Annotated in this window: 22 protein-coding genes; 11 read left to right on the forward strand and 11 right to left on the reverse strand. The window is 40.3% G+C overall.

From position 1 onward, the window contains the following. Positions 1-278 precede the first annotated feature (278 nt). The 3 genes from AC559H_RS09655 to AC559H_RS09665 all read left to right on the forward strand — a co-directional run bounded on the left by AC559H_RS09655 (position 279) and on the right by AC559H_RS09665 (position 5,656). Complete coding sequence (locus AC559H_RS09655; protein WP_051319528.1) at positions 279-3,455, forward strand: tetratricopeptide repeat protein; 3,177 nt, start codon at positions 279-281, stop codon at positions 3,453-3,455. Positions 3,456-3,549: 94 nt separating this feature from the next. After that, entirely contained in the window at positions 3,550-4,074 is a 525-nt protein-coding gene (locus AC559H_RS09660; RefSeq protein ID WP_026794429.1) for a hypothetical protein, read from the forward strand. Position 4,075: 1 nt separating this feature from the next. After that, a complete protein-coding gene (locus AC559H_RS09665; RefSeq protein WP_026794430.1) occupies positions 4,076-5,656 on the forward strand; it encodes a hypothetical protein in 1,581 nt (526 codons plus the stop codon). 216 nt (positions 5,657-5,872) lie between these two features. Here the strand turns inward: AC559H_RS09665 and AC559H_RS09670 are convergent, their stop codons facing one another. Both AC559H_RS09670 and ruvB read right to left on the reverse strand, forming a co-directional pair. Next, complete coding sequence (locus AC559H_RS09670) at positions 5,873-7,219, reverse strand: YegS/Rv2252/BmrU family lipid kinase (protein WP_051319527.1); 1,347 nt, start codon at positions 7,217-7,219, stop codon at positions 5,873-5,875. Positions 7,220-7,258: 39 nt separating this feature from the next. Beyond that, positions 7,259-8,392 carry a Holliday junction branch migration DNA helicase RuvB gene (ruvB, locus tag AC559H_RS09675; RefSeq protein WP_026794431.1) on the reverse strand — a complete coding sequence of 378 codons (1,134 nt, stop codon included), beginning with the start codon at positions 8,390-8,392 and terminating at the stop codon, positions 7,259-7,261. 649 nt (positions 8,393-9,041) lie between these two features. Here ruvB and AC559H_RS09680 point away from each other — a divergent pair. After that, complete coding sequence (locus AC559H_RS09680) at positions 9,042-10,655, forward strand: HEAT repeat domain-containing protein (RefSeq protein WP_026794432.1); 1,614 nt, start codon at positions 9,042-9,044, stop codon at positions 10,653-10,655. Positions 10,656-10,869: 214 nt separating this feature from the next. Here AC559H_RS09680 and AC559H_RS09685 read toward each other — a convergent pair whose 3' ends face one another. Continuing rightward, a complete protein-coding gene (locus tag AC559H_RS09685) occupies positions 10,870-11,355 on the reverse strand; it encodes an allophycocyanin subunit alpha-B (RefSeq protein WP_026794433.1) in 486 nt (161 codons plus the stop codon). Positions 11,356-11,825: 470 nt separating this feature from the next. Here AC559H_RS09685 and rlmD point away from each other — a divergent pair, with 470 nt between their 5' ends. From rlmD to AC559H_RS09700, 3 genes are all read left to right on the forward strand, one after another. Then, the gene (gene rlmD / locus AC559H_RS09690) at positions 11,826-13,217 is read left to right on the forward strand and encodes a 23S rRNA (uracil(1939)-C(5))-methyltransferase RlmD (RefSeq protein ID WP_036831813.1); all 1,392 of its coding nucleotides are present in this window, start codon (positions 11,826-11,828) and stop codon (positions 13,215-13,217) included. Positions 13,218-13,405: 188 nt separating this feature from the next. After that, positions 13,406-13,624 (forward strand): hypothetical protein, encoded by a 219-nt coding sequence (locus AC559H_RS09695; protein ID WP_026794435.1) that lies wholly within the window; start codon positions 13,406-13,408, stop codon positions 13,622-13,624. Then, a complete protein-coding gene (locus AC559H_RS09700) occupies positions 13,621-13,890 on the forward strand; it encodes a type II toxin-antitoxin system RelE family toxin (protein WP_026794436.1) in 270 nt (89 codons plus the stop codon). The genes AC559H_RS09695 and AC559H_RS09700 overlap by 4 nt, the downstream gene beginning before the upstream one ends. A 98-nt stretch (positions 13,891-13,988) precedes the next feature. Here the strand turns inward: AC559H_RS09700 and AC559H_RS09705 are convergent, their stop codons facing one another. The 5 genes from AC559H_RS09705 to AC559H_RS09725 all read right to left on the reverse strand — a co-directional run bounded on the left by AC559H_RS09705 (position 13,989) and on the right by AC559H_RS09725 (position 19,055). Next, complete coding sequence (locus AC559H_RS09705; RefSeq protein WP_026794437.1) at positions 13,989-14,204, reverse strand: type II toxin-antitoxin system HicB family antitoxin; 216 nt, start codon at positions 14,202-14,204, stop codon at positions 13,989-13,991. Further along, positions 14,201-14,395 (reverse strand): type II toxin-antitoxin system HicA family toxin, encoded by a 195-nt coding sequence (locus AC559H_RS09710; protein ID WP_026794438.1) that lies wholly within the window; start codon positions 14,393-14,395, stop codon positions 14,201-14,203. The genes AC559H_RS09705 and AC559H_RS09710 overlap by 4 nt, the downstream gene beginning before the upstream one ends. Positions 14,396-14,442: 47 nt before the next feature. Continuing rightward, entirely contained in the window at positions 14,443-15,045 is a 603-nt protein-coding gene (locus AC559H_RS09715) for a Uma2 family endonuclease (protein WP_026794439.1), read from the reverse strand. Positions 15,046-15,338: 293 nt separating this feature from the next. Beyond that, entirely contained in the window at positions 15,339-18,191 is a 2,853-nt protein-coding gene (locus AC559H_RS09720; RefSeq protein WP_051319526.1) for an SUMF1/EgtB/PvdO family nonheme iron enzyme, read from the reverse strand. 153 nt (positions 18,192-18,344) lie between these two features. After that, positions 18,345-19,055, reverse strand: coding sequence for a hypothetical protein (locus AC559H_RS09725; protein WP_026794440.1), 711 nt, complete (start codon positions 19,053-19,055; stop codon positions 18,345-18,347). A gap of 282 nt (positions 19,056-19,337) precedes the next feature. Here AC559H_RS09725 and lpxD point away from each other — a divergent pair, with 282 nt between their 5' ends. Continuing rightward, positions 19,338-20,387 (forward strand): UDP-3-O-(3-hydroxymyristoyl)glucosamine N-acyltransferase, encoded by a 1,050-nt coding sequence (lpxD, locus tag AC559H_RS09730; RefSeq protein ID WP_026794441.1) that lies wholly within the window; start codon positions 19,338-19,340, stop codon positions 20,385-20,387. Positions 20,388-20,448: 61 nt separating this feature from the next. Here lpxD and AC559H_RS09735 read toward each other — a convergent pair whose 3' ends face one another. Then, positions 20,449-20,601: a hypothetical protein gene (locus AC559H_RS09735; RefSeq protein WP_155806194.1), complete on the reverse strand. Its 153-nt coding sequence runs from the start codon at positions 20,599-20,601 to the stop codon at positions 20,449-20,451. A 262-nt stretch (positions 20,602-20,863) separates the two neighbouring features. Here AC559H_RS09735 and AC559H_RS09740 point away from each other — a divergent pair, with 262 nt between their 5' ends. The 3 genes from AC559H_RS09740 to AC559H_RS09750 are packed head-to-tail and all read left to right on the forward strand — an operon-like array spanning position 20,864 to position 23,007. Beyond that, positions 20,864-21,262 (forward strand): AbrB family transcriptional regulator, encoded by a 399-nt coding sequence (locus AC559H_RS09740; RefSeq protein ID WP_026788990.1) that lies wholly within the window; start codon positions 20,864-20,866, stop codon positions 21,260-21,262. Between the two features lie 23 nt (positions 21,263-21,285). Beyond that, entirely contained in the window at positions 21,286-22,179 is an 894-nt protein-coding gene (locus AC559H_RS09745; protein ID WP_036831810.1) for a CPBP family intramembrane glutamic endopeptidase, read from the forward strand. A gap of 6 nt (positions 22,180-22,185) precedes the next feature. Then, positions 22,186-23,007: a radical SAM protein gene (locus AC559H_RS09750; RefSeq protein WP_026794443.1), complete on the forward strand. Its 822-nt coding sequence runs from the start codon at positions 22,186-22,188 to the stop codon at positions 23,005-23,007. 136 nt (positions 23,008-23,143) lie between these two features. Here AC559H_RS09750 and AC559H_RS09755 read toward each other — a convergent pair whose 3' ends face one another. Both AC559H_RS09755 and AC559H_RS09760 read right to left on the reverse strand, forming a co-directional pair. Then, positions 23,144-24,184, reverse strand: a complete 1,041-nt coding sequence (locus AC559H_RS09755) for a tRNA guanosine transglycosylase family protein (RefSeq protein WP_026794444.1) — start codon at positions 24,182-24,184, stop codon at positions 23,144-23,146. A 19-nt stretch (positions 24,185-24,203) separates the two neighbouring features. Then, a complete protein-coding gene (locus AC559H_RS09760) occupies positions 24,204-25,997 on the reverse strand; it encodes an ATP-binding protein (RefSeq protein WP_026794445.1) in 1,794 nt (597 codons plus the stop codon). Between the last annotated feature and the right edge of the window lie 3 nt (positions 25,998-26,000).

Raw genomic sequence — 26,000 nt, forward strand, 5'->3', positions numbered from 1 at the left:
AGTTTCCTTAATTCTATCACTCCAGGCATGAAAAGCAACTATTAAACTATTGAAATTTAGCAATCAATTAAACTAACTCGACTCGATAATTCTCGACAACCCACAAGCGACCTAGAAACCGGGTTTCTGCATAAATTTATTGTTTCCCACCGACAATCTTTCAGAGAAACCAGATTTCTCCTCTCAAATGTGGCACTTAAGATTGATTATTTTATTCAGGGATGGTTTAGGGTATAGTTGATATCAAAATCTTTCAGCCTGAGTAGCCTTAATCATACATGAACCGACAGGCGTTGGTAGTCGGCATTAACCGATATCTTAATCTGGACAATTTGAAAAGACCGGCTTTCGATGCGGAGGCGATCGCCCATCTTCTCGAAACCTACGGCGGTTTTAAGGTGCGCCGATTACCTGCTGGTATTGCTGATCAGAAATTCAAGGTCAATCCTAAACCTGGTTATGGAGAAGAAGAAGTTGACATCAAGGTATTAGAAGAAGAAATTCTCCAACTGTTTGGCATAGGAGAAAAAGATTGCCCTGATACAGCCTTGCTGTTTTTTGCTGGACACGGTTTGCGAAAACCGCGAGGTTTAAAAGAAGGATTTTTAGCTACCAGTGACACTAATCCTGAGCAAGAATTATATGGTTTAGCTTTAAATTCACTGCGAGATATTTTACTAGAAAGTAATGTTAAACAGCAGATTATCTGGCTGGATTGTTGTCATGGTGGCCAATTTATCGACGTATTAAATAAAGCCGATCCGGGTAGCGATCGCTGTTGTATTGCCTCCTGTAGTGCTTCGGAAATTGCTTACGCAACTGGTGAACACGGCCTACTAACTAGCATTCTTTTACAAGGACTTGACCCCTATCAGTGTCGAGTTGGCGAATGGATAGATAACCTTTCTTTAGCAGCTTTCTTTAAGCAACAAATACAAACTAATGAATACTGGCGAAACTTTCCCCAGCGTCCAGTTTTTAACAATTCTGGCGGAGCAATTCAACTCATTCAGGGAGTAAAAATTGATCAGGAAGAAACAGTTAGTACGCTGCCACCTACTATTGCTATTAAAGAAAAAACGGTAGTGGGGATAGAGGCACTTCGCACTGTTCCCGTGTGGGTGGGACGTGATGATTTGCTCCAACAACTCAAAGATAAGTTAGTGTCTCCTGAAACACTCTTGAAAATGCTGGTTTTGGTGGGACAAGGGGGTATTGGTAAGTCTAGTTTGGCGGCCAAATTGTTAGAAGCATTGGGGGCAAATTTAACTACAGCCTCTTTAGCTCCAGATAGTATCTACAATGGCGCGATCTGTTTCAAAGCAGAAGAGGGCAGTAGCTTTGATGAAGTCGCGGGGTTTCTGTTGCGAGGTTTGCAAATTGATGTTAATGAAACTATCACAAATGCCACCCATAAAATTAACCTGATTTTGACGGGTTTGCGTCAGCAACGCTCCATTATTTTACTCGATAACCTCGAAAGTATTTTGTATCCGGCTAGTCACCCTCAAGCTGGTAACGCGATTCTACCAGAATGGGGTAAGTTGCTGAATGCTTTCGCCTACGGCAACCATTCTTCTCAGGTGATTTTAACCAGTCGAGAAGTTCCGGCTGACTTGGCTGATTTGCGTTATCCTGATTCCGAACCCGATGCCGATTTGGTCGCGATCGAAACTGTGCCTGGGGTATCAGTGGCCGCATCAATAGAAATTTTGCGGCGCAAGTTAAAGGATTGTGAGGCTGATTTGCACTGGATCGCGGAACGGGTGGGAGGGCACGTTTTGTTACTGAATCAGTTAATTAGTTTGGGGAAAGATAAACCGGGGTATCTCCGCAAGCACCCGCACCTGGTGACGCGCAAGGCAGAACCCATGCTGCGAGAACAACTATCGCGACAAAGTGAAGCTGCACGGGATTTGTTGCGGCGGATGTGCGTTTTGCGGGTGGGGATAGATATTCGAGGTTTGACTTTCTTGCGCTTGTATACAGATGTCTTGGAAAAAGATCATAGATTTGAGATGGCCGCAATATTAGAAGAACCTGCCGAATTTACCGAGGTTGAAATTGGGGAAACACGATTAATTTTAGAGGGCTTGCTAGATAGTTGTTTGGTGCAAAGTCGCTATGACGAAGAGCAGGGAGAAGATTTTTATGATTTGCATCGGGTAATTGTGGAGTTTTTGCAAGGGGAATATCAAGATGTATTACCTGACTTGATGCAAAGTGTTTATAAGTTTTATAGTTCCGGTAAGAATGTCGAAAATCCTAAGAATTTAGATGATTTACGTCCTGTTTTAGAAGCTCAATATTTTGCTTTTCAGTTAGGCAATTACCGCGAGGCTTCTAGCTTATTGATGGGGACGCTAGAAAAATATCTCCGACTCTGGGGACACTGGACTTTATTAAAGGACTTATACGAGCAAATTTTACCTTATGTTGATGATGACGAAATTGCTTGGTATAAAAGAGACATAGGCTCAATTTATCGCGATACTGGCAATTGGGATTTAGCAGAGAAATATTTTCAGGATGCCTTAGCCATTGAAGAAAAAAAGCAAAATAAAAGTGGCATGGCAACCTGTTGGGGAATGTTGGGAGATATCGAGCGCAAGCGAGGGAACTGGGATGAGGCCGAAGCCCTCTACCGCCAATGTTTGGAAGTTGAGACAGAATTGGGCGATCGCGCTGGCATGGCATCCTCTTGGGGAGTGTTGGGATCTATCGAGCGCAATCGAGGGAAGTGGGATGAGGCCGAAGCCCTCTACCGCCAATCTTTGGAAGTAAGGACAGAATTGCGCGATCGCGCTGGCATGGCAGCTACTTGGGCATCGTTGGGATATATAGAGAGTTGTCGAGGGAACTGGGATGAGGCCGAAGCCCTCTACCGACAATGTTTGGAAGTTGAGACAGAATTGCGCGATCGCGCTGGCATGGCATCCTCTTGGGGATTGTTGGGAGATATCGAGAGCAATCGAGGCAACTGGGATGGGGCCGAAGCCCTCTACCGCCAATGTTTGGAAGTTGAGACAGAATTGCGCGATCGTGCTGGCATGGCATCCTCTTGGGCATCGTGGGGAGATATCGAGCGCGATCGAGGGAACTGGGATGGGGCCGAAGCCCTCTACCGCCAATCTTTGGAATTAAGGACAGAATTGGGCAATCAGTCTGGGATCGCGATATCAATAGGTTGTCTAGGAGAAAATGAACTCGGTAGAGGTAATTTAGACGCAGCCGAAAAGTTATTAAAAGAAGCTTTGGCGAAAATGGAAGAATTAGGAATGACTTGGCATATTGCCGAAACTAACTACGATTTAGCACAGCTTGAAAGGCGGCGTGGTAATACCGAAATTGCCCAACAGCATTACGATACAGCCCACCAAATCTTTGTGCAATTGGGAGCAGCTAAAGACTTAGAGAAAATGGAACGAGAGTGGGCGCTTGATGATGAAATCTAAAGAGGAATGAAAGAGATTAAAAATCAAAGCAAGAATGCGATCGCGTCTGATTCTACTATAATTAAGAGCAATTCTAACTTACTTTACCCCCAGCATGAGCCAACCACCTGCTCTCCCTACTCTCCTGGCCCTGCTTCTGGCAATTAGAGATCATCCAGATGTCGCTCTTAACGATGACAAGCAAGAGGAACTTTTTACAATAGGAGAACAGCTTAAACGCCATCCTGAAATGAGGGACAAAACCCACGCTAAGTTAATGTCTGTAATCCAATCAAACGATAAATTAAATGAAAGTTTTACCAAGTATCAAACAGCATTAATTCGTTTTCTAGCAACAGAAAATAGTGAAAATTTAGATTACTTGCCAACTTCAGAAGAAGTGTTAGAAACACTTCAGGCTGGTAATGAACACAACCAAATGGAAAAGCTAGGTCCTAAACCTAAAAAATCAAAGCGTTCTCCAAGTCTCACAATTATTAATGATATTGTTGTCCCGATTCTCAAAAGTAATAATCCGCCGGAAGTTAGCAAAAAGCTCTTTCAGCCTCTATTAGACAAGTTGTCACAAGTTTCTGCTGATTCAGATAAACTCCCACGAACATTACCTCCTCTATTCTAATATGACAGATCATCTGATTTATCCCACAATTGACCTCTATCTCTACGATTTGCGTCAGGGACTAGGGCAGGATTTGGCTACTCTGAAAGAGAATGAGCTAGTATTTTTAGATAAATTGCCTCTCTCCTTAAAAAAGGATATTATATCTTCCCAATTTCCAGAAAAAACTAAATGGAAAACAGAAATTTTGGAGGCATTCAGAAAGCGCGATTACCCTCAAAAAAATTCTATTAAAGCATCTCCCGTGCCTGAAAAAATGGAGTGGAAAACAGAATTTGTAGAGTTATTAACAGAGGAATGCGAATTTACAGAAACGCTCAACCTTCCGCCTGAATATGAAGGATATTACTATCCGGTGCAACTGAGTGATACTGATGCGCTGATGGTTGACTGTTCGGTAAGCGATAAGAAGTCTAATACTTCTATTGAAGAAATAACAAAGCTCAAAGAAATTATAGTTGGTGAGAAGGTTCTCAACTATCAAGGGGGTAGCTTAGGGCAAACTTGGTTAATTAGTGGTATACTCCCTTCAGATATTAAAATAGAATCAGATGATTCAGATGATGTTGAAAATCTGGCTCAAAAATGTTACAATTTGCTAGTAGAAAAAAAACCAGATTGTCAAGGAAAACCCCAAGGTAAGGGAAAGTTATTAGGGGGAAGATTCTTTGAATGGAACCCCGATAATTTAAACGATATTCCTCAAAAAGCACCCTACAATTTAGAGCAAAAAAATCCTCATGTAATTATTATATTATATCCTAATTTAGAGGCAATAGAAAACGCAGCAGAATTAATTGATCACTGGATGCAATTGTTTTGTCATCGCCATAAAATTCTTTGGGCTTATGTAAAAAGTCGGGTGCTTAAACGAGATTTAGAAGCTAAATTTGTAGAGGTTCAAAGTTACGTCAAAGACTTTAAAACTCAAGGATACGAAGGGTATAATTTGGGCCAACTTAGTAAAAAAGTCAGTGATGCTGACAATCTATTTTCTGATTATGCCATCAATCTCAGTTATTTAGAATTTCAGAGAAGTACGATTGAAGTTAATCTGGATAACTACCGCCAACAGCTTAAAGAATTAGTTGCAAAGGTATTTGAAAAAAACCCAGAATATGAAGTAAAATGCTTAGAGCAGTTTCATTCCGACGCTCGAAATAAATACTTAAAACAAGTTCGCAAAGACTACGAAAATCTGAGTGCAGGGGTAAAAATGCTAGAAGTTGCAGTCAACTTAATTCGAGTTAACTTGCAAGTCAGAGAAGCAAAGAGCGATCGCACATTTCAAAATACACTCGGTATTGTCGGTGCGGGTTTAGCTGCGGCTTCTGTAACGGCTTCGATTTCTGGACAATTCCCCAATGTTGTTGCACCTGTTACTATTATCAAATCAGAGGAAGCAAAAACCCTTGTAGAGCAGAATTTAGGGCAAGTTTTGAGGAGTTTGACAATTCCAGAATCTGCGTTAATGCCCTTTATTTCACTGTTTTTGAGCCTGATCATAGGCTTGATCGGGGCGGGGTTAACGGGGTTAGTTATCCGGTTGCTGGGATTAAGGAATCATGGTAAGAAACGATAAGATATCTTCAGCCTAGTCTTCTTGAGGGCTAAAGCCCAACAACAAGTTCAGAGGGGGCTAAAGCCCAACAACAAGTTCAGAGAGGGCTAAAGCCCAACAACGTTTTAAGCGGGACTAGGGAGTCATTGTCGAGGGAATTATTCATGGTTATGTTATTAATTTGGTTCGGTAAATGGAGGATAACTTAGGCGATCGCCTTCTCTAAAAACAATGTTATCAATCAGTTAAACTATTCCCTATTTGATCAACTTTAACCCCATCAATAGCTTCTATACTTTCAACCGTTGCTAAAGATGAAAAAGCCGGGGTCATAATTATTAATCCCCTGGGAACACATTCCACTTCTATCGGTGTTGTCCCAATAATTTCCCCATCTACAACTACTTTTTGGGGTGGATTTGTAGAAATTCTAATCCGTTGAGTTCTAAATGCAATCAAATTATCCCGTTGAATTTCTACTTTCAGTAAACCCGCCCCCAATAAACCCATCATTCCCGCCACCGCCTGCATTTTATTCGCCGGAGATGTATAGATTAAAACCTCTAATAATCCATCATCAGGAACAATTTGTCCTAAACCTTGGGCTAAAACCGAAGTAGGAGGGGCGACATTAGCAATGGTAATGGCGGCGGCTTCAACTTGATTAATTTCGCCATTAATTTCAATTGTTGTTTCAAAGTCTTTTTGTTCTTTTAATTGTTGCCATCCCGCCATAATATAAGCTAAGGGCCCCCAGCGTTTTTTTGCATCTCGATCCGCCTTATTAACTGTTTCCGCTTCAAACCCAATTCCTGCTAATAAAATCATTGGTAAACTATTACAATAAGCCATATCAACGGTGCGGGTTAATCCGGCAATAATTACTTCACAAGCTCCTTGAATATTAGTTGGAATTCCCAAGGCTACCGAAAACGCATTAGCAGTTCCCCTAGGAATAATTCCCAAGGGAATATTAGTATTGATCACGGCTCCAGCTACGGCGGAAACCGTACCATCTCCCCCCGATGCGATGACTAAATCCACATTTTCTGCGATCGCATCTTGAGCTAATTGAGTCGGATCATTTTCTCTGGTTGTTAAACAAACTTTTAAGTGAAAATAGGGTTCTAATAATTGCCGAATTAATAATAAATCTTGATTGGCATTTCCTACTCCAGCAACGGGATTAAAAATCAAATGAGCCGAACGAGTTCGTCGCAATTGCACAACAATGGCTTCGGCGGTTCCAATATTAGTGGCGATCGGAATATTATAGATATTGCAAACTCTTAATAAATTTAAAAGCGGGAATTCATAAAGGTGGGTTTGGGTGGATTCTACTAAATAAATAACAGCTACAATTTCTTCTCTTGCAGTGATTTTAGACGCGATCACCACATCTCCCCCTTGTCGCAAAGGCAAAACCGTCTCAACCTTTAACCAGGTCTGTTGAGTTAAAGCCGTTGCGATATTGTCTAAAGCCACTAGATGATAATGGGAAAGAACATTCGCGTGTTGAGTCACAAAGTCCACCAGAGTTTCTTGCTGAGTCTCATCAGCTAAGAGAAAAATCGTCCCTGACATAATTCACCCATGATTATTGCAATTCTTAGTATAGCTAATTTAACTATTTTCAGGATGATCTAATCCCAAATGTTTCCAAGCCGCAGGCGTCGCCACACGACCCCGATTTGTCCGTTGAATAAACCCAATTTGCATTAAATAGGGTTCATAAACTTCTTCAATAGTTTGGGTATCTTCCCCCGTAATTGCCGCCATGGTTTCTAATCCCACTGGCCCCCCTTTAAATTTTTCAATGATAGCTGTTAACATATTTCGATCCGTCCAATCTAATCCCAGGGGATCAACATTAAATAATTCCAAAGCAATATTCGCCACTTCTGCATTAATTTCCCCCGTACTTTTAACTTGTACATAATCCCGAACTCGACGTAATAAACGATTAGCAATTCGAGGTGTTCCCCTAGCCCGTTGGGAAATTTCGATCGCGCCTTCTGGGGTTATAGGAGTATTTAATAACTTCGCACTCCGTTGAATAATTAAACTTAATTCGTCTACTTCATAAAAGCGTAACCGTTGAATAATTCCAAAGCGATCGCGCAGGGGAGCCGTTAAAGAACCTACCCGGGTTGTAGCGCCCACAATCGTAAAAGGTTTCAGGGGAATACTCCGAGTTTTTGCCGATCTTCCCTGACCAATGGTAATATCTAATCGACAATCCTCCATCGCCGGATATAAAATTTCCTCCGCCACTTTAGATAAGCGATGAATTTCATCAATAAATAATACTTCCCCTGGTTTCAAACTGACTAATAATCCCGCAATATCCCTGGGTTTTTCTAGGGCTGGAGCCGTGGTAATTTTACAAGTTACCCCCATTTCCGAAGCTAAAATTAGGGACATGGTGGTTTTTCCTAATCCTGGGGGGCCATATAATAATAAATGATCTAAAGGTTCCTGACGGGATTTGGCAGCGGCGATCGCAATTGATAAAACCTCTTTTAAATCTTTTTGTCCCACATAATCTTCTAAACGATGGGGTCGGATTTTCTCATCCTGTTGACGATTAATTTCTTCTTCGGGTGTCGCTTCCGCTTCTAACAAATAATCCAATTCATCCGTCGGCTCACTATTCTTGGATTTTCTGGATTTTTTAGCCATGGGAGCCGCCAACCCAGAAAACTCATCAGACGGTTCGGGTTCAGGGGACTGCTTTTTTGAAGAAATAATCGCCATAATAGACCTATGCCATACCGGGGCTACAGGTTCCAACTTTAGCAGGTTTTGGGTGAAACTAATCCTATTATTAGTCTCCAAACCAATTTGACACTCCCGGTGCCTGAAGGCGTGGGGATTCTTGGTTCGGCGAAACCACTTAATCAAAGTACCTTGCAGTGCTTTAACCAGAGGTGGGATTCTCCCCAAGCGTAAATTTGGGTATGCCCTACCCTATTCGCATGAATGCGAGTTCTTTTTTAATTGAAACAAATTAGTTTCAAAAACTGGTTGTCTAGCTCCCACGAATCTTTTACCCACTGCTGGGGAGAGGCTAAAACTGTGCAGTAGAACCCTATAGATTCACTTGTCAAGGTGAGCGTGTTTTACCGTTAGGCAACTAGGTTTTTATACAGGTTATTTACCTTTCCTGTTATCGTTATGGTAACACTATTGGATATTCTTGACAACTCAATAAAAAGCCTAAGTAGAACTTAGGGGTTTTAAACCCATTTTTCTGATAAAATAAGAACTGAATAAGGGAATAGGCAATTAGGGAATGGGTAATAGCAAGAGTTTACCTCCCGGTAATCCCTCTCAGAGAGTCCTAAAGGACTCACTACGTTGAGATGTCCCCTGCTCCCGGTGCTCCCCTGTCTGTCCCAATTCAATGATTAATTATTCAGATGTTGAGATATTCAAAAAACAACTGCATCAGTTAAGTGATGAACAACTCAAACAAGACTATTTGCGGGGGAAATTGACTTTTGATTTTCTGGCAAAGGTTTTGGTAGAGGTTGAGTCCGAAGAATTAATTCTGCGATTGGTAAATTTTGGTTTAAAATTGAATATTATTCAAGGAATACTATTAACAAAAAATGTTAAACCTGAATTTCAAATTAAAGCTTTTTCTCTGGTACTCCAGTTAAATATTCCCCTGGCTTTAAAAATTCGTCTGTTGGGACAAACCCGTTCGCCTCTATTACTATCTTGGTTCCTTAAAGGATTACATCATAACAATCAATTGGTGAATGCTTGGTCAGCTTGGGCGATCGCTCAAATCGGTCAAGTTGCTGAATCTTCTTTATTAAAAGCCTTAAAAGATCCCCAGCAAAAAGTCCGTCTTTGGGCAACTTGGGGGTTAGGAGAAATTGGCAGCGATCGGGCAATTCGAGGATTAATTCTGGCTTTGCACCATGAAGATAGTCAGGTTCGTTGGCGAGCCGCCACCGCTTTAGGAAAAATTAAAAATCGTTTAGCCATAACAAAATTAAGAGAAATTTTAGTCTCCGATCCCGATCATTATGTTCGAGGTCGGGCGGCAACTGCATTGGGATGTTTAGGGGGAGCGGCAGCAATTATTGGGTTAAAAAATTCCCTTGATGATCGAGAATTTTATGTTTATACTAATGCTGTTTATGGCTTAGAAACCATTGGCGATTCCTTTGCAGTTAAGGTGTTGTTAGAGGCTCTTAATCATGGTAATTCAGATGTAAGAATCCGTGTTGTTGAGGTTTTAGGTCGAATTGGAGGAGATTTTATTGTCAATAAATTATTAAATAAAATTTATGATCCCGATCCGTTTGTGCGGGCAAAAGTGGTTGAAACCATTCAATCTATGAATACTCCCTTAGCTATTGGGGGGCTAAAAATCGCCTTAAATGATACGGATATTTATGTTCGTTCCTGGGCAGAAACAGCTTTAAAAAAATTAGATTCTCCTTCGTCAAAAACCCTATTTAAAATATTATTTGATTCTGGTATTGATTCTCCCCATGCTAATTTACCCAAACTCTGGATTGCTTCTAGGGCAGAAGTAGGTGAATATATTTTAAAACAATTTCGAGGCGCAAATATTAGCCATTTAATTTCTATTGGTAGTCCGGGTAGTGAACTTCCTGAAGGATTTGATCAAGTTCCGAATCGGTTACGATTAGAATTTGATGATATTGATACCCCCTACTATGATCCTGAATATGTTTTACCCAATCTTCAACATATTTTAAAAGCCCTTCATTTTATGAAATCTGTTCGCGCCCATCAAGGAGATTTATTAATTCATTGTCAAGCGGGAATTAGCCGATCAACTGCGATCGCATTTACCCTATATGCATATCGTTTAGGAATCGGAAAAGAAACGGAAGCTCTCAATTATATTGCGGCGGTGCAGCCCCAAGCTATACCGAATCAATGGATTGTAGAACTAGCCGATATTGCCCTAAAACGAGGAGGCAGATTAATTCAAACCCTACGCAATTATCGGCGTTCTTTTCCCAATTCTTAAGGGAATAGGGAACAAACCCCCCAAACCCCCCGTGCACGGGGGGCTAGGGGGGGAGGGAATAGGCAATGGGCAATAGGTAAATACTTACTGTGAACAGCATAGATGCGGCAACTGCTATATCAGTCGTAATTCCCTATTCCCCGCCATATACAAAAAATCTGTGAAGACGGACGCTAGGGACATCTTCACAGATACCTGAAAACCAGGCTCAAAATTACGACATGGCTTGAATGATAAAGTCAAAGTAGGGGGATGCTTCCTTAGCATCTTCGTCATCGAGTAACGCCAGAGACGCTTCCTTGAGACAACGAACCGCTTCCACCATCCCAGGCATCGGAACACCCAAAGAGTTATACATATCTTTGACGCCGATTAAACCAATATCTTCGATGGGATCTTTGTCACCCGAAAGAATTCCATAGGTAATCAGCCGCAGATACCAACCATAGTCCCGAATACATAGGGCTCGCTCCCGTGATCCTGAAGCATTACCACCTGGGGCAATAAAATCAGGGCGTTTTTTCCACAGTTGGTTACTAGCACGGTCTACAATCTTCTTTTCATTATCCGCAATGGTCGAAGCAATTCGCACGCGCTGTTCACCCGTTTTTAAAAAGTCATTGATGTTTTTGAGTTCACCAACGCTAGGATAACGGAGTTCATCATCAGCTTTGAGAATAACTTGGCTAATTACTGTCATCTAAAACCTCAAGGGCTATTAAAGTTTTTCAAGATACCATTAAGTAGTTTAGCGACTTGAGGGGAACAGGGGAAGTCATAACCCCGTAAACTTTCGCCTATGGTGATCAAAGTCGGGTGGAAACACCTGTGCAAAGTCGTGGAGAGCAGGCAGAGTCAAGAGTTATCTGCCCAGGTTCAGTATGAATACCCTTAACAATTCTTAATTTTTAACCCTCAACGGTTAATCAGTCATCAGTCATCAGTCATCAGCGATCAGTTAAGAGGTAGTTAGCAGTTATTTGGAGTAAAATAAATCTTGACTTTATTTCACTGTTTAGCGTGTAGAGGCAGGTTCTGGAGAGATTTTTTTAAATCAACTAAAATCTTGATCAACCCAATTACGACTGATAACTGGTACAAACGCGCCCATAGGGTGAAGGCAGTCTCTACACTGATAACTGATAACTGATAACTGATAACTGATTAATAATGTGGCAACAAGGGCAACAAGTTGAAGTCGAAATTACAGATTTGACCGATGAAGGTAGTGGCGTCGGTCGTTACCAAGAGCGGGTTATATTTGTTCCTGATACGGTTCCTGGGGATATGGTGCGGGTGCGGTTAGTGCGGGTTAAAAGCAAATATGCAGAAGGCAAGTTAGACCGACTTTTAAGCCCATCAAATGATCGGATTTCCCCTCGATGTATTGTGGCGGATAAATGTGGGGGATGTCAGTGGCAACATATTGATTATGCGCTGCAACTACAAAGTAAGCGAAATTTAGTGGTTAAAACCTTAGAAAAAATTGGAGGATTTATTGATCCTCCGGTAGATCAGGTATTAGCAGGAGAGTCGGAATTAGGCTATCGCAATAAAGTTACCTATCCCCTAGGAAGGTCAGCCACGGGTCAAGTTCAGGCGGGTTACTTCCAAAAACATAGCCATCGTTTGGTTAACTTAAATCAATGTCCGGTACAGGATCAACGGTTAAATCCTTTATTAGCTAATATTAAACAGGATATTCAAAACCGGGGATGGTCAATTTATGATGAAGCCCAACATCGGGGTAAACTTCGCCATCTATCCTTGAGAATTGGACGGCGTACCGGGGAAATGTTATTAACCCTAATTTCCACCCAAGCTAGTTTACCCGGACTCACCGAACAGGCGGAAACTTGGTTAGAACAATATCCGGGGTTACAAGGAGTTTGTTTAAATCTAAATCCCGATCAAACTAATGTGATTTTTGGTCAGGAAACCCGATGTTTAGCGGGTCATCCATATTTAAAAGAAGAATTTGGGGGGTTAACGTTTTTTCTGGGCCCCGATACGTTTTTTCAAGTGAATACGGAAGTGGCGGAAGGGTTATTAGAAATAATGCTACAGCAACTTAATTTACAAGGAACTGAACGCATTGTTGATGCCTATTGTGGCATTGGAACCTTTACTTTACCCCTAGCTTCCTATTTATTGAAAAAACAAGGAGGTTCAATTCAGGGCTCCGATCTTCCTCAAGTCATGGGTTTAGAAGTCCAAGAAACCGCCATAGAACAAGCTCGAAAAAATGCGATTTTTAATCAACTTGATCAAGTGGAGTTTAAATTAGGAACGGTGCAAAAGTTATTACCCAATTTGGGGTATAAACCTGATATTGTTTTGCTTGATCCTCCCCGGAAAGGATGCGATCGCACGGTCTTAGAAACCCTACTAGATATGCAACCGCAACACTTAATTTATATTAGTTGTAGACCTGCTACTCTAGCACGAGATCTGAAGATTTTATGTGAAACCGGAGTTTATGAATTAGTACGGGTACAACCTGCGGATTTTTTCCCACAAACCTCCCATGTTGAGTCTATGGCATTTTTGCGGCGTTTATAAGCAATTCGGATCTAGGTGCTCAGAAATCGGGTTTCTTCAGTCATCTTTTTATGATGCAGTAAAGGTTAAGGCAGAAACCCGATTTCTCGACTCGTTAAGTGGCTACAGAAATTGCCTTAATCTTCAGGCAAGGTTCGGGATTAGTGCTATAATTGCTATCAGTAATCTTTGAGATATCTTTTAGGAATATGACCGAGTTACTTGAACGTGCGATCGCCCAATTGAAAATTTTATCCCCCACTGAACAAGATGCGATCGCCACTCTAATTTTACAGGAACTCGAAGCAGAAATGCGGTGGGATAGTGCCTTTGCTCAATCACCCGATGCTCTTGCTAAACTAGCAGCTAATGCAATGGCTGAATACCACGCTGGACAAACCCAAGAGTTAGATCCAGAAACGCTGTGAAATCACGAACAACTTTCTCTTTCCGTAAAGCATTTGCCACTCTGCCAAAGCAAGTCCAAAACCAGGCTCGTGAAGCTTATCGACAATTCAAACGAGATCCCCATTATCCAAGCCTTCGTTTCAAAAAGGTACATCCAGAATTACCAATTTATTCGGCTAGAATTAACAAGGATTATCGAGCCGTTGGACAGTTAGAAGGAGATATCATTATTTGGTTTTGGATTGGTTCACACACAGATTATGAGAGATTACTGTCTCAATTGTAATTTCTCCAATTGCTGATAGGTGTTCAGAAATCGGGTTTCTTCAGCTATCTTTCTATTATGCAGCAAAGGTTAAGTCAGAAACCCGGTTTCTCGACTCGTTAAGCGGCTACAGAAATTGCCTTAACCGTTAGAGAAGGTTCGGGAATAGCTTGACCATCTTCCCGCAGCGTGTCAATATACAATTCAATCGCTTCTTTAATATTATTTTCGGTTTCTTCTAAGGTTTTTCCTGTAGAAATACAACCGGGTAAGTCGGGAACATAAGCAGAATAGTTACTCCCAGCCAATTCAAAAATTACAATATATTCTTTCATGGTTTATCCTCTAATTGTGCTTGTTTCCAGATACTTTTGAGAGTTCCAATGGCAACTTCATCAGAAAAATTACCCGGTACAACAACGATACCGGATTTTTTAGGATGTTTTAGCACTCGATGACTTCCGCGCATTCTTGCTTCATACCATCCATCCGCTTCTAATCGCTTTAGTACCTCACGAACTTTCATTAATTAATTTTCCCACATATTTATACCGTACAGAAACCAGATTTTTTTTAAGCATTTAACACTTGTTCTGCTGTTAAGGATAATTCCGAAAAAGTGGGTGATATAATCCGATCAGTTCCTATAAATTGAGTTTTTTGATACTGACCTTTTTCATCCAGAGAGTAAACAAAGATAGTCGGAATTTTAGGATTTCCTAAGTAAGCCCTGGAAGCGATCGCTAAATAGTCTACAATCCAATATTCAGAAATTCCTAACCGTTGATATTCTTCTAATTTATCTACATAGTCATCTTCCCAATTCGTTGATGTCACTTCTACTGCTAACTGAATTGGCACTTCTAAGGCATTATAATCAGAACGATTAGAACGCCAAATTGTTCGGTCAATCACACTAACATCAGGATTTCTACCCTGTTCTAAGCCATCTTTTGTTACCGTTTTGATCACCGCAGTATTAGTTACAACTAAATTAAGATTAAGTCTTCTAATTTCATCATTAAAACAGAATAAAAGCAAATTGGCTACATCATCATGGTTTCTTGTTGCTCTCACTTCTACAATTTCTCCCTTCACAAATTCATAGATTCCTGTTTCTGGACATTGTTCTAAAAAGTTGTCAAATGTTAGTTTTTGTACCTGTGTTGTTGTCATAGTTTGGTTTCCTATAATCATAAGGTAGAAGTCTCGGAATACTTATAGGTGTTCAGAAATCGGGTTTCTTCAGTCATCTTTCCTCGTTGCGAGGTTCTACCTCGCAATGCTTTCTGGCAGGCTCCGCCTGCTGTTCAACGGAGGCGGAGCCTCTAAGATAGCATTCCCTGGTAGAACCAGGGAACAAGGGGCTCCCCCTGAAAAAAAAATTTTTAAACGCGCTGACGCGCGAAAAGGGAAGAAGGGAAAAGAAGAAAGAAGGGTAAAGGGCTAAAGGGCTAAAGAAAACAGGGCTAAAAGTCCTGCACACTAACCAGGGACGCACCAACAACCCAACAAACCCGAAAGCCGTAGTCGCCGTAGAAGTAGTCGGGGTGAACGGTGCTACGATAAGCAGAACGGCAGACAGCAGGATCGTAGATCCACGAACCGCCCCGCACACACCTTAATTGAGTATTTCCGCCCGACTCCCAAACACTTCCATTATCTGGCGCACCAGTATAATTTTCATGCCAAGGGTCAGCGCACCATTCCCAAACGTTGCCGTGCATATCGTATAATCCAAAGGCATTTGGAGGGAAACTACCGACATCGGTGGTTTGATTACGATTACATTCATAATTAGCTAAATCGGCTGTAATGGTTTCACCAAAATGGAAAGGAGTTGTAGTTTTAGCGCGACAGGCGTATTCCCATTCCGCTTCAGAAGGTAAACGATAGGTTTTACCTGTTTCTTGGGAAAGTCGCTGACAAAATTCCTGCGCTTGATGCCAATTTACATTCTCAACGGGTCGGTTTGCGCCTTTAAAATTAGAAGGATTATTTCCCATAATAGCTTCCCATTGAGCTTGAGTAATGGGATATTTTGCCATAGAAAATGCAGCAATATTAACGGGATGTTGGGGATATTCGTCGCTACTCGCATTTGCTTCATTTTGGACTGCACCCATCATAAAAGTTCCCCCAGGAATGGATACCATTTCTAAACTGATATTATTGCCTAAATCTTCTTTAAAAAATTCAGCCCGACGGCGTTCTCGTTTGGTTTCCTTTCCTTGGGCGTTAGCGGTAATCACATCAAACTCAAATTCCTTTTGCTGACGGCGTTTTTCTGCTTCTTCCTGACGTTTTATTTCTTCCTCCTGACGGCGTTTTGTTTCTACTTCCGTTTGTCCCTGACGGCGTTTTTCATCCCAAACTCCTTGAGCAACATCCCGATTATGGGCGACATCGGGTAAATTAGGATTAAGGGCGAGACAGGAATTGTAATCTGCGATCGCTTTTTCATATTCTCCTAATTTATAATAGGCATTAGCGCGATTATTGTAAGCTCCGACATAATTAGGATTCAGTCGCAAGGTTTGGTTATAATCTTCGATGGCGGCAGAATATTCCCCTAATTTACTATAGGCTAATCCGCGATTATAATTAGCATCGGGGGAATTAGGTTCGAGTAACAAGACTTGGGTAAAATCATCAATGGCGGTAGTATATTCTCCCTGTTGACAATGGTTTTGTCCCCGTTGATAACAAGATTGAATAATATTAACGCGGTGAGTTTCTCCCAAGGATTCTAACAAATTATTGATTTTTTCAATATAGTCTAAATCCTTAGCCATGACCACGGAATTAACGGTATCCCATAATTCAGAAACCGGGTTTCTGGGGTTTCTTAACTTCAACCAAGATTCTACAGAATTAATTAATTGATTTTTAGCCCAAGATTTATTGGGTAAATTGACTAAACCCTGGGCTAATTCTAGGATTAATTCAGGGAGACGGTGAGAACTTTCTGCTTCTAGGATTTTGTAGATTTGTTCATAGCCAGAAATGACCATCCATATTACTGAATCTGCAACTTCTCCTTCTGGGATATTCTGAGTTAAATCTGGGAGTAATTGCGGTAATAAAGGCGTGAAATCATGGAGAAATAAATGATGAGTGTCAGCTATCCAACCTGCGACTAGACAATGACAGGTGATTAAAAACTGGTACAAATCTTCAAAATGCTTGCTATTAATTTTATAGTGAATTTCTAACTCATCAATGTCTATTCCCTCCTCTTGTAAACTTTGTTCTTCTTCCAAAATTTTCAGATTAATTTCATTATCCCCGCCCCGTTTATCAATATAATCTTGGGTTTTTCCGCCTGCTAATAGTTGGTCTTTTGTAACTTTCCATTTGCGGGCGCGAGTTTTAGCAGAATCATATAAAATATCCCGATAGGACAGTTGAGAAATAATGGTTTGATAGGAATAATTGGGTTGTCCTATTGTCCAATAGGCGATTCTGAAATTGAGATAATCTCCATCAAATTCCGACTCTAATATTAATGTCGGTTCTGATTTTAGCATCCCGAATAAAGCTTTAGTACTGGCTTCACTATGAAAGCGTTTGCTTTCCCAAGCCCTGGCTAAAAATTCGATGGGTCTTCCCTGTTGAGAATACTGAGCAAAAAAATCGCGTATTTTTTGATCCAAGAATTTTTCAATATCAGGGAAATTTTGCGGCGTGGTGGCAAAACGGTCAAACTCAACTCTTGGTGGCGCAGTAATAACTCGCAGGGGAATTAAACTATTATTGTAGGATTCTAAAATTTGCGCCGGAGTTAATGTTAACGGCCAATTAGCAAAAATTTTCTGAACTTCTGCTTGGTTATAGGCAACTTTGAGCGCGGTTTCTCGGTGATATTCAGCTACTATTAATTGAGTTTCTCGACCATAGGTTGTTAATTCTTTTTGGAGGGTTTGTTCCTGTTCAAAACGCCAGCGTTGAAATTCGATATTGCTTTTGTGAATAGCTAAATTAACGCTTTGGATATATTCTTGTAATTCCTTTTGGCGTTGATGATTGAGTTCACCTTGTTGGGCTTGAAATTCTCGATTTTCTTGATTTTGGATATATTGTAATTTAATTTGTTCTAATTGAATTTCTTGTCGTTTTTCCTCTATTACAGCATTATTCGCAACTTGTACACATTGTAATTTGTACTGTGCTAATTGAATTTGTTGTCGTTTTTCCTCCATTGCAGCATTGTTGGCTACTATTTTATCCGTATTTCCCCTTTGACCATCTACCAAGGCTTTTTGAAGCACAAATCGAGATACCACTTCTAAACCCATATTCAACCATTTCCAAGGTTCCATTTTTCCATCTCCTGTTAATAAATTCTGTAGAAATCAATTTCCCTCGTTGTTGGGCTTCAGCCCATTCTTCTTGAGGGTTTAAGCCTAACAACGAGTTTAGAGGGGGCTAAAGCCCAACAACAAATCCAGAGGGGGCTAAAGCCCAACAACGTTTTAAGCGGGACTAGAGAGGTTATAAACTAACACCGTCGCCGCCCAAATTGGTGTCTTTCCTTCGGCAAAAATCGCCCCATCTAAGGTATAAGCATGACCTTTGGCATCCACCCAACCAATACATTTTTCATGGGCATCATAGACCTTCATATCAGCACCTAAATGCCCGATATAATGGTCGCCAGTATTATAAAATTTTTGCCCATCAATATGTCCAGCTTGTCCGCCACTTCTATCCCAATAAACATCACCATTTGAATAAATTGTGACACTATTAGAATCTCCCTTTTCTACAGGATCGGAACTGTGCATTGCGGAAAAGGTAGACATTTGTTGCGAGTGTTCTCCCATGCCTCCCAAATGGTGATCGGTTTGATATCCTGTGGAATAGTCCGTCTGTTCGGGTAGTTGATAGGGATTAAATTGTTCTAAGTCCGTCCCAATTGTATTAAATTCCGGGGTAGGATAGTCAAAATTAGGGAGAGGAGAACTCTGCAAACCTTGATCATGTTCCCCATTCCAACCGGAGTTAGAGATATCAAAATGAGGATGATGGGGGTCGTAACTATTGAAATCAGGGACAGACATAATATTATGGTGTGTCTGTTCAGGAATAGGGTGTTGCTGGGGGTCGATGTCTAGGGATTGGATCAGTTGATTAAAGATGGAATCTAGGTCATATTGGGAGCCATTGTCGAGAGGATTATTCATATTTATTAGTCCAGTTCGTTGACACTCTACTGCCTAAAGGCAAGTGGATTCTTGGTGAGCGCGAGTCTATTTAATATTATAGGATCACTCTTTTAATACTAGAGATGGTTTTCTCCCCAAGGGTTTTGCTTCATTGCAATTAAAACTGTCTGACTAGCACCCGGAGCCTTTGTTTATTTTTTTTGACCAAAATTTGTTAACAGGAGATCGGATTAATAATATAATCGGTTATATTCCACTGCCTAAAATTAAAATTTCCTACCCCTGGTATTCTTCTTAAGAATGAAATTTAGTGAACTGGTTGAAAAACTCAACCCTGGAATTGATGCTCATAGTTTGATCCATGACCCCACCCTTAATCCCGATATTCAAGGAGTGGCGGCGGTGGATACGGCAACTTCTGGAACTCTCAGTTATATTGATGGATTAAAATTTGCTTCCTTTGTGCAGGTTTCTGCCGCGAGTGCGTTGATTTTGCCCTTAGATGAATCGTTACAAAATCAAGCCACAGCCGGGGGTAAGGCATGGATTTCCGTAGCAAATCCTAGGGCTTTTTTCGCCCAGGCGATCGCTTTATTTTATCAACCCTATCAACCCCAACCCCAAATTCATCCGACGGCGGTGATTGATCCAAGTGCCCAAATTGGAGAGGAAGTTTATATTGGCCCCCATGTTGTGATTCAAGGGGGAGTTACCATCGGAAATCAGGTTTGTTTACATCCAAATGTCGTAATTTATCCAGGGGTGAAAATTGGCGATCGCAGCATTTTACACGCCAATTGTACAATCCATGAACGCGCCCAAATCGGTTGTGATTGTGTGATTCATAGTGGGGCTGTAATTGGTGCTGAAGGCTTTGGTTTTGTGCCGACAGATTCGGGTTGGCTGAAAATGGAACAATCGGGAATTACGGTTTTAGAAGACGGGGTAGAAGTCGGATGTAATAGCACAATTGATCGTCCGGCGGTGGGAGAAACTCGCATCGGGAAAGCCACAAAATTAGACAATTTAGTTCATATTGGTCACGGTTGTACGATTGGACAAAATTGCGCCTTTGCCGCCCTAGTGGGATTAGCTGGGGGTGTCACCGTTGGTAACGGGGTGTTACTCGCGGGTCAAGTTGGCATTGCTAATCAAGTCAAAGTAGGGGATGGGGTAATTGTTACGGCTCAATCTGGGGTTCATAATAATATTTCACCCGGAGAGGTGGTTTCCGGTTCTCCGGCGCTCGCCAATAAACTCTATTTAAAGACTGCTGCTATTTATAGACGATTACCCGAACTCTACCGCTCTTTAAAAGCATTAGAACAAATCATTAAGTCTAACCGTTGAGCACCGGGAGCAGGGGGAGGTAAACTCTTTCTCTTACCTATTACCTCTTACCTATTACCTCTTACCCCGTGATCACGGATGTATTGATCTGCTTTGATGGCGGATCTTTTTTAATGGGATGGGGTGGTGAGGATAGAGCATTTTTACCTTGGCAGAAGACTTGATTAAAAAATTGCTTAGGTGTGACTCGGAAGCCACCAAAGAGGAAGGCCATAGAAATTTCCAGACAAAAACAACAGATGGGTTCAAGTACCATCGAATAAGTCAATCTTGCCCGGTTCAATGATAATGGGATTTTTAAGTCCGGCTTTTTTCCCCTGGGGGAAGATGGTGATTCGCTATATGGAAAGATTTGTAACTGAGAAAAAAAATATTTGTCAAATTGATGTATTTAAGTATATATTATTTCTTATAACTCCAAAAAGTTTAATTGGATAAAAATTACCCCATAGAGAAGTAAGGAGATTAAGAAGAACATGAATAAACCTGCACCAACTCCCTTAACCGGAAAGGCTCTGCTTCAAAAAGTAAAAGAACTGTCTCATATGCCTCGGCGTGAAACAGCAAAGCTGTGCGGTTATTACAGCACGACAAAGGACAGTCAAGTCCGGGTCAATCTCACGGATTTTTATGACGCAGTGCTCAAAGCACGGGGTATTCCGCTCAGTCCCGATGGTACAAAAGATGGTCGGGGTCGGGAAGCAACTTATATGGTGAGCGTTCACAAAAACGGTCAAATTGTGATTGGCTCAACCTATACCAAAGAAATGGGACTTAAACCGGGGGATGAGTTTGATATCAAGCTCGGATACAAGCATATTCACCTGATTCAAGTCGAAAATGGTAAAGATGCTGGCGGTGACGAAGAAGAGTAAATTCTACCACCTGAGCCATTAAAATGACGTTTTCATGGCTGGTAAATGCACCAACCCCGATTAAAATTATAATTTTTTTTGGGGTGTGGATGGGTCTATGGATGCCAATTGCTGTTATCAGTGCGATCACTCTGAATTGGCGTCCTCCTCAACCCCTAAATGAAACCCAAAAATTGGGGTTGCTGGCGCCTCTTTATGGAATTGCCCCGATAGTTTTGTGGAAAATTAGCCAAGTTCAGGGTCAATCCTTCTGGGATTATGGTTTAAGTTGGCGATCGCAGTTTTTTCAATCCACTGCCATTGGTTTCAGTCTAGCTGTTATCAGCCTGATCCTATTGTTTGGATTTCAATTTGTTCTGGGTTTGAGTCATTGGCGACCCCAGGAATCTGTGCAAACCGATCAACAGTCCTCAACCTTGAATGCCGATCTGCACCCTAGAAATAGGTGGATTCAGTTAGGAAAAAAAGCATCTATTTTACTGCCGATTTTGCTGATTGCTCTGTGGATTAGCAGTACAGAGGAGTTAATATTTCGAGGATTTTTACAAAAACAATTACAGCAAGATTATTCCTGGTTTGTGGCGGCGACCATCGCCAGCTTGATTTTTGCCCTCAGCCATCTGCTTTGGGAAGTCCGCAACACCTTACCCCAATTACCCGGACTGGGGTTAATGGGAATGGTGTTGGCTTTCGCTTGTTTTTACGATCAAGGTTCTTTAGGTTTAGCTATCGGACTACACGGTGGTTGGATTTGGGGAATCACGAGTGTGGATACCCTGGGAAGTGTTACGGCTTCTGGGAAGGTTCCAGAATGGGTAACGGGGTTAGGAGGTAAACCCTTGGCGGGTTTGTTGGGAATTATGATGTTACTGTTTGTGGCTGGCCTATTGGGAATTGTTTATCAAGAAATGGGTTAAGTTAATATGACAACTATAAAACCATCCCCCTCAGAATTTACCCCGGTTTATGGCCCTGTATCTTCATGGCGATATGGGAAATCCTTGGGAATTGATCCGATTGGTGAGATTTCCACCTGTTCGTTTAACTGTGTTTATTGTCAACTGGGAGAAATTGAACTAAAAACCGAGCAACGCCAAATTTATGTGGCGACGGATCGGATATTACAAGCATTAATAGAATTTTCCCCTTGGGATGTGGATGTAATTACTTTAAGCGGGAGTGGAGAACCAACTTTGGCGGCGAATTTAGGGGAAATTCTGATAGCAATTAAAATCTTAACTCATCGTCGCACATTAGTATTAACTAATGGTACAACTTTATTTGATCCGCAAGTTAGAAAACAATTAGCTTTAGCCGATCGCGTCTCTATAAAACTCGATGGAATTTCTACCGCCCAACTGGAAAGAGTAAATCGACCCGTAAAGGAAATTAATCTAACCCAGTTACTTAATGATATTCAAGAATTTAGTCGAATTTTCCCCGGAGAATTGGGACTACAAACGATGCTTTTATCTCCTTGGTCAGAGTCGGAGCGCCAAGAATATCTCCGTTGGGTAAAAGCGATCGCACCCACTGAAATTCAACTGAATACTCCCACCCGTCCCAAACCGTTAAAACATGAATTAGCTGGACGGGAAAATCATTCCCCACTAGAAAACCTACCCTATCAGACCATAAAATTAAAATCCGTTAGTCCGTCTGTTTTACAAAATTTTGCCCAAGAAATTCAAGATCAGACAGGTATTCCGGTGCGTTATGCTTCGGTTCCATACCTTCGTATTTAATAAATTTCTACAAGATCTCAATTAAATTTAGCTGGGGTGAGTAGGTAGGTAGCCAAAATTGTTTTAAATTCTTTTGCTCCCATTCGGGTAATTTTGAGAGAAAGCAATCAATGCAACACTACCAAATTTTTATTAGTTAATTTGTAAATAATTTAAGTTCTAAAATTAGTTCCTGGATTAAAGGGCGATAAGTTGTATTATCTAAATGTTCTTGATACCAAGTTTCATAATCTTTTAATATGTGTAAATGTTCTTGAATTTGTCTAGCTTCTTCTAGTAATACCCATAAATTATGAGTTGCTCGATTATAAAAACCAATTCCGCCACTAATTTTAAGCCCTTCTAAACCACCTTGTTTACAACCTGGACACTGACATTGTTTCAGCTTTTCTTCTTCCTCTTTACTAATAGTTCTCCCTCGCCAATTTCCTAGTTGAGAAATTATGCGATCGCCTGTTCCGGGTAGTTGTATTAAACCCCTGGCTGCACGATTGCGCCACCCACTAGAATCAACCGAATTAATACCTAATAATCCAGCAAGATGTAAGGTTGCCGTTCCCCCAATTCCAAAAATATGTAACTTTTGATCTGGAAATTGTTGGCGAAAATGAATTAAATTATCTATAATTTGTTTATAGGGAATTGCTTTAGATGCTCTTAATAAATTGGGGACAATTCCTCCTAAAGCAATATAAGGTTTATTTGACAAAGCTTTACTTTCAATAATTTTTTCAATATATTTTTCTAAAAAATTACTAATATGAACAACAGGAACATAATCACCTTGATAATAGCGAAAGTTCATATTCATTGTTTTATTAAAACATTCTTCTTGTTCCTCTAATGTCATTTTTGGAGTAGGAATAAAATCTTGAGGAATAGGAAACCAATCTGGTTTTGCTTCTCTCACAAATTCAACATATTCTTTAACAGGTACTTCTTCATTATTTTTGACAAAGGAAAAAGCCCCATTATCAAGATAAAATTTCACATTTTTAGGTACACCTAAATGTTCATGTAAACCTTTTTCCATTGCTTGTTTTCTTTGACTAGGCATTTTATGAAAATCAGCATAAGAAATCATCACCGCTTGTAAGTCTTTTAAGTAATACGGTGATGTTTGATCCCACACACGGGGTTTTATTCCTTTTAAACCAAAACCAGCTACAATTTGCAAATATTTTTACCTTTTTTGATTATTTATTTTTTGATTTTTGATATTCGTCTTTTAAAGCATCAAACGCATTTTTTTCTTGACGCTTACCTTGAGATTGTGGTTTTTTCATTTTAACAAGAATTGGAAAAGTAGTAAATTCTCCTGATAAAATGGCCTCGCCATCTGCTAAATCAGGTAACATTTTTGTCTCTTCTTCTCCCAAACTTTCTATTACTTTTCTGACAAAACTTTGGTCAGCAGGGTTAAGCATTCGCATAATAATATAAGAATTACACATTGCTAAAGTAGTTTCATCCAGTCTGGAGGGACGTTGACTAATTAACATTAAACCTACCTTAAATTTACGTCCCTCTTGTGCAATTTGTTTAGTTATAGAAATTGAACGTTCTTTAGCTAATGAGTTATTTGCTTGTGCAGGGACAAAATTATGAGCTTCTTCAAGAATAAATAAGACAGGATATTTTAATTCATCTCTAACACGAGCTTCAAAAATTTCTTCTGCAATCAAGCTATATATAGTAGAGCGGAAATTATCATCATAACCGGCTAATGATAAGACACTAATCTTACCAAATTGAACCAACTCTTTTCTATCTTGTGGAATAGTTTTTTGAGTTTTTGAACTTTTTTGATTAACCATTTCCATTTGCCTAATCTTTTTAGCTGCCGTTCTTATATTCCCAACCATACCCTTGATATTTCTAGATACTGTCTTATCAATTACCAGTTTATCGTCTTTAATAAATTCAGCTTTCGTGTACTCTTCAATTTCTTGAAAAAAAGTTTTATTTTGAGAAAGTCCTGCCTGAATTATAGCCTCAGAAAAATCTCCTAAAAAGTATAAATTTTCCTGAATATCGCCTATTTTATTTACACTACAAGGATTAGATAATTTCAACCATTTGGCTATATCTTTTCTTGCGGGCTCTGGCAAATTAATGATTTTTTGTGCTGTTTCAAATATCAATCCAAAATTTTCACTTGCTGTTTTATAAAGCTTATAACCTGACAGAGACTCAACTATTGTCATTACTTTATCTGCATCTTCAGAAAATATAGGAAACTGGGTAGAATAAAGATTAACTTTATCTTTCAAATTATCTATTTCGCCTAATACTGTGTACTCTCCATGAGGATCGAAAATAATAATAGGATAGTTTTTTAGTGCTAGTTGTTCAATAATTATTCTAGCAGTCCAACTTTTTCCCGCACCTGTCATTGCTAAAATTGCTAAGTGACGAGTAACTATCGCATCACCATCAACTTTTACATCTATGTCTGGACGATTAGCAAGAGTTGCAATATCTAAACTAGGATCTATACTATCTTCTTGTAAATTTTGTACCAATTTACCGACAACAATACGAGCAATATCTTCCTTATCTGGACGATAAGCACTAGAAGCAGGTTTAGGGGGATAACGTAATTTTTCCAACTGACCACTGGTAGGATTATCTAGGGATTCACAACCTAAAATTTTACAAACTGCTGTTACCATTTCCCGACTTAATGACATTACTGTGTCAAAAGGATTAGTACGAGTAAAAGCTAATTCATGTCCTGATTCTTGTGGAAAAAGAGGATTTTGTCTTTCAATTTTTTGAACTTTAGCCCAAATACGGATATTTTCCGATTTATCACTTTCCTTTGAGTTTAATTCAGCATTAACAGCGATAATATCTTGTTCTTTGATTGCTTCTGGTGTTACTGCTAAACGAAATTCACTGCTGGTACTTTCTCCTACTAAAGTGCCAACATAATTATCATTATTAACAGTTTGATTGGGTTGTTTTTTTTCTGTAGCTTTAGTCATGGT

This window comes from Planktothrix prolifica NIVA-CYA 540 (genome assembly GCF_963864145.1).
Classification (GTDB): Bacteria; Cyanobacteriota; Cyanobacteriia; order Cyanobacteriales; family Microcoleaceae; genus Planktothrix; species Planktothrix agardhii.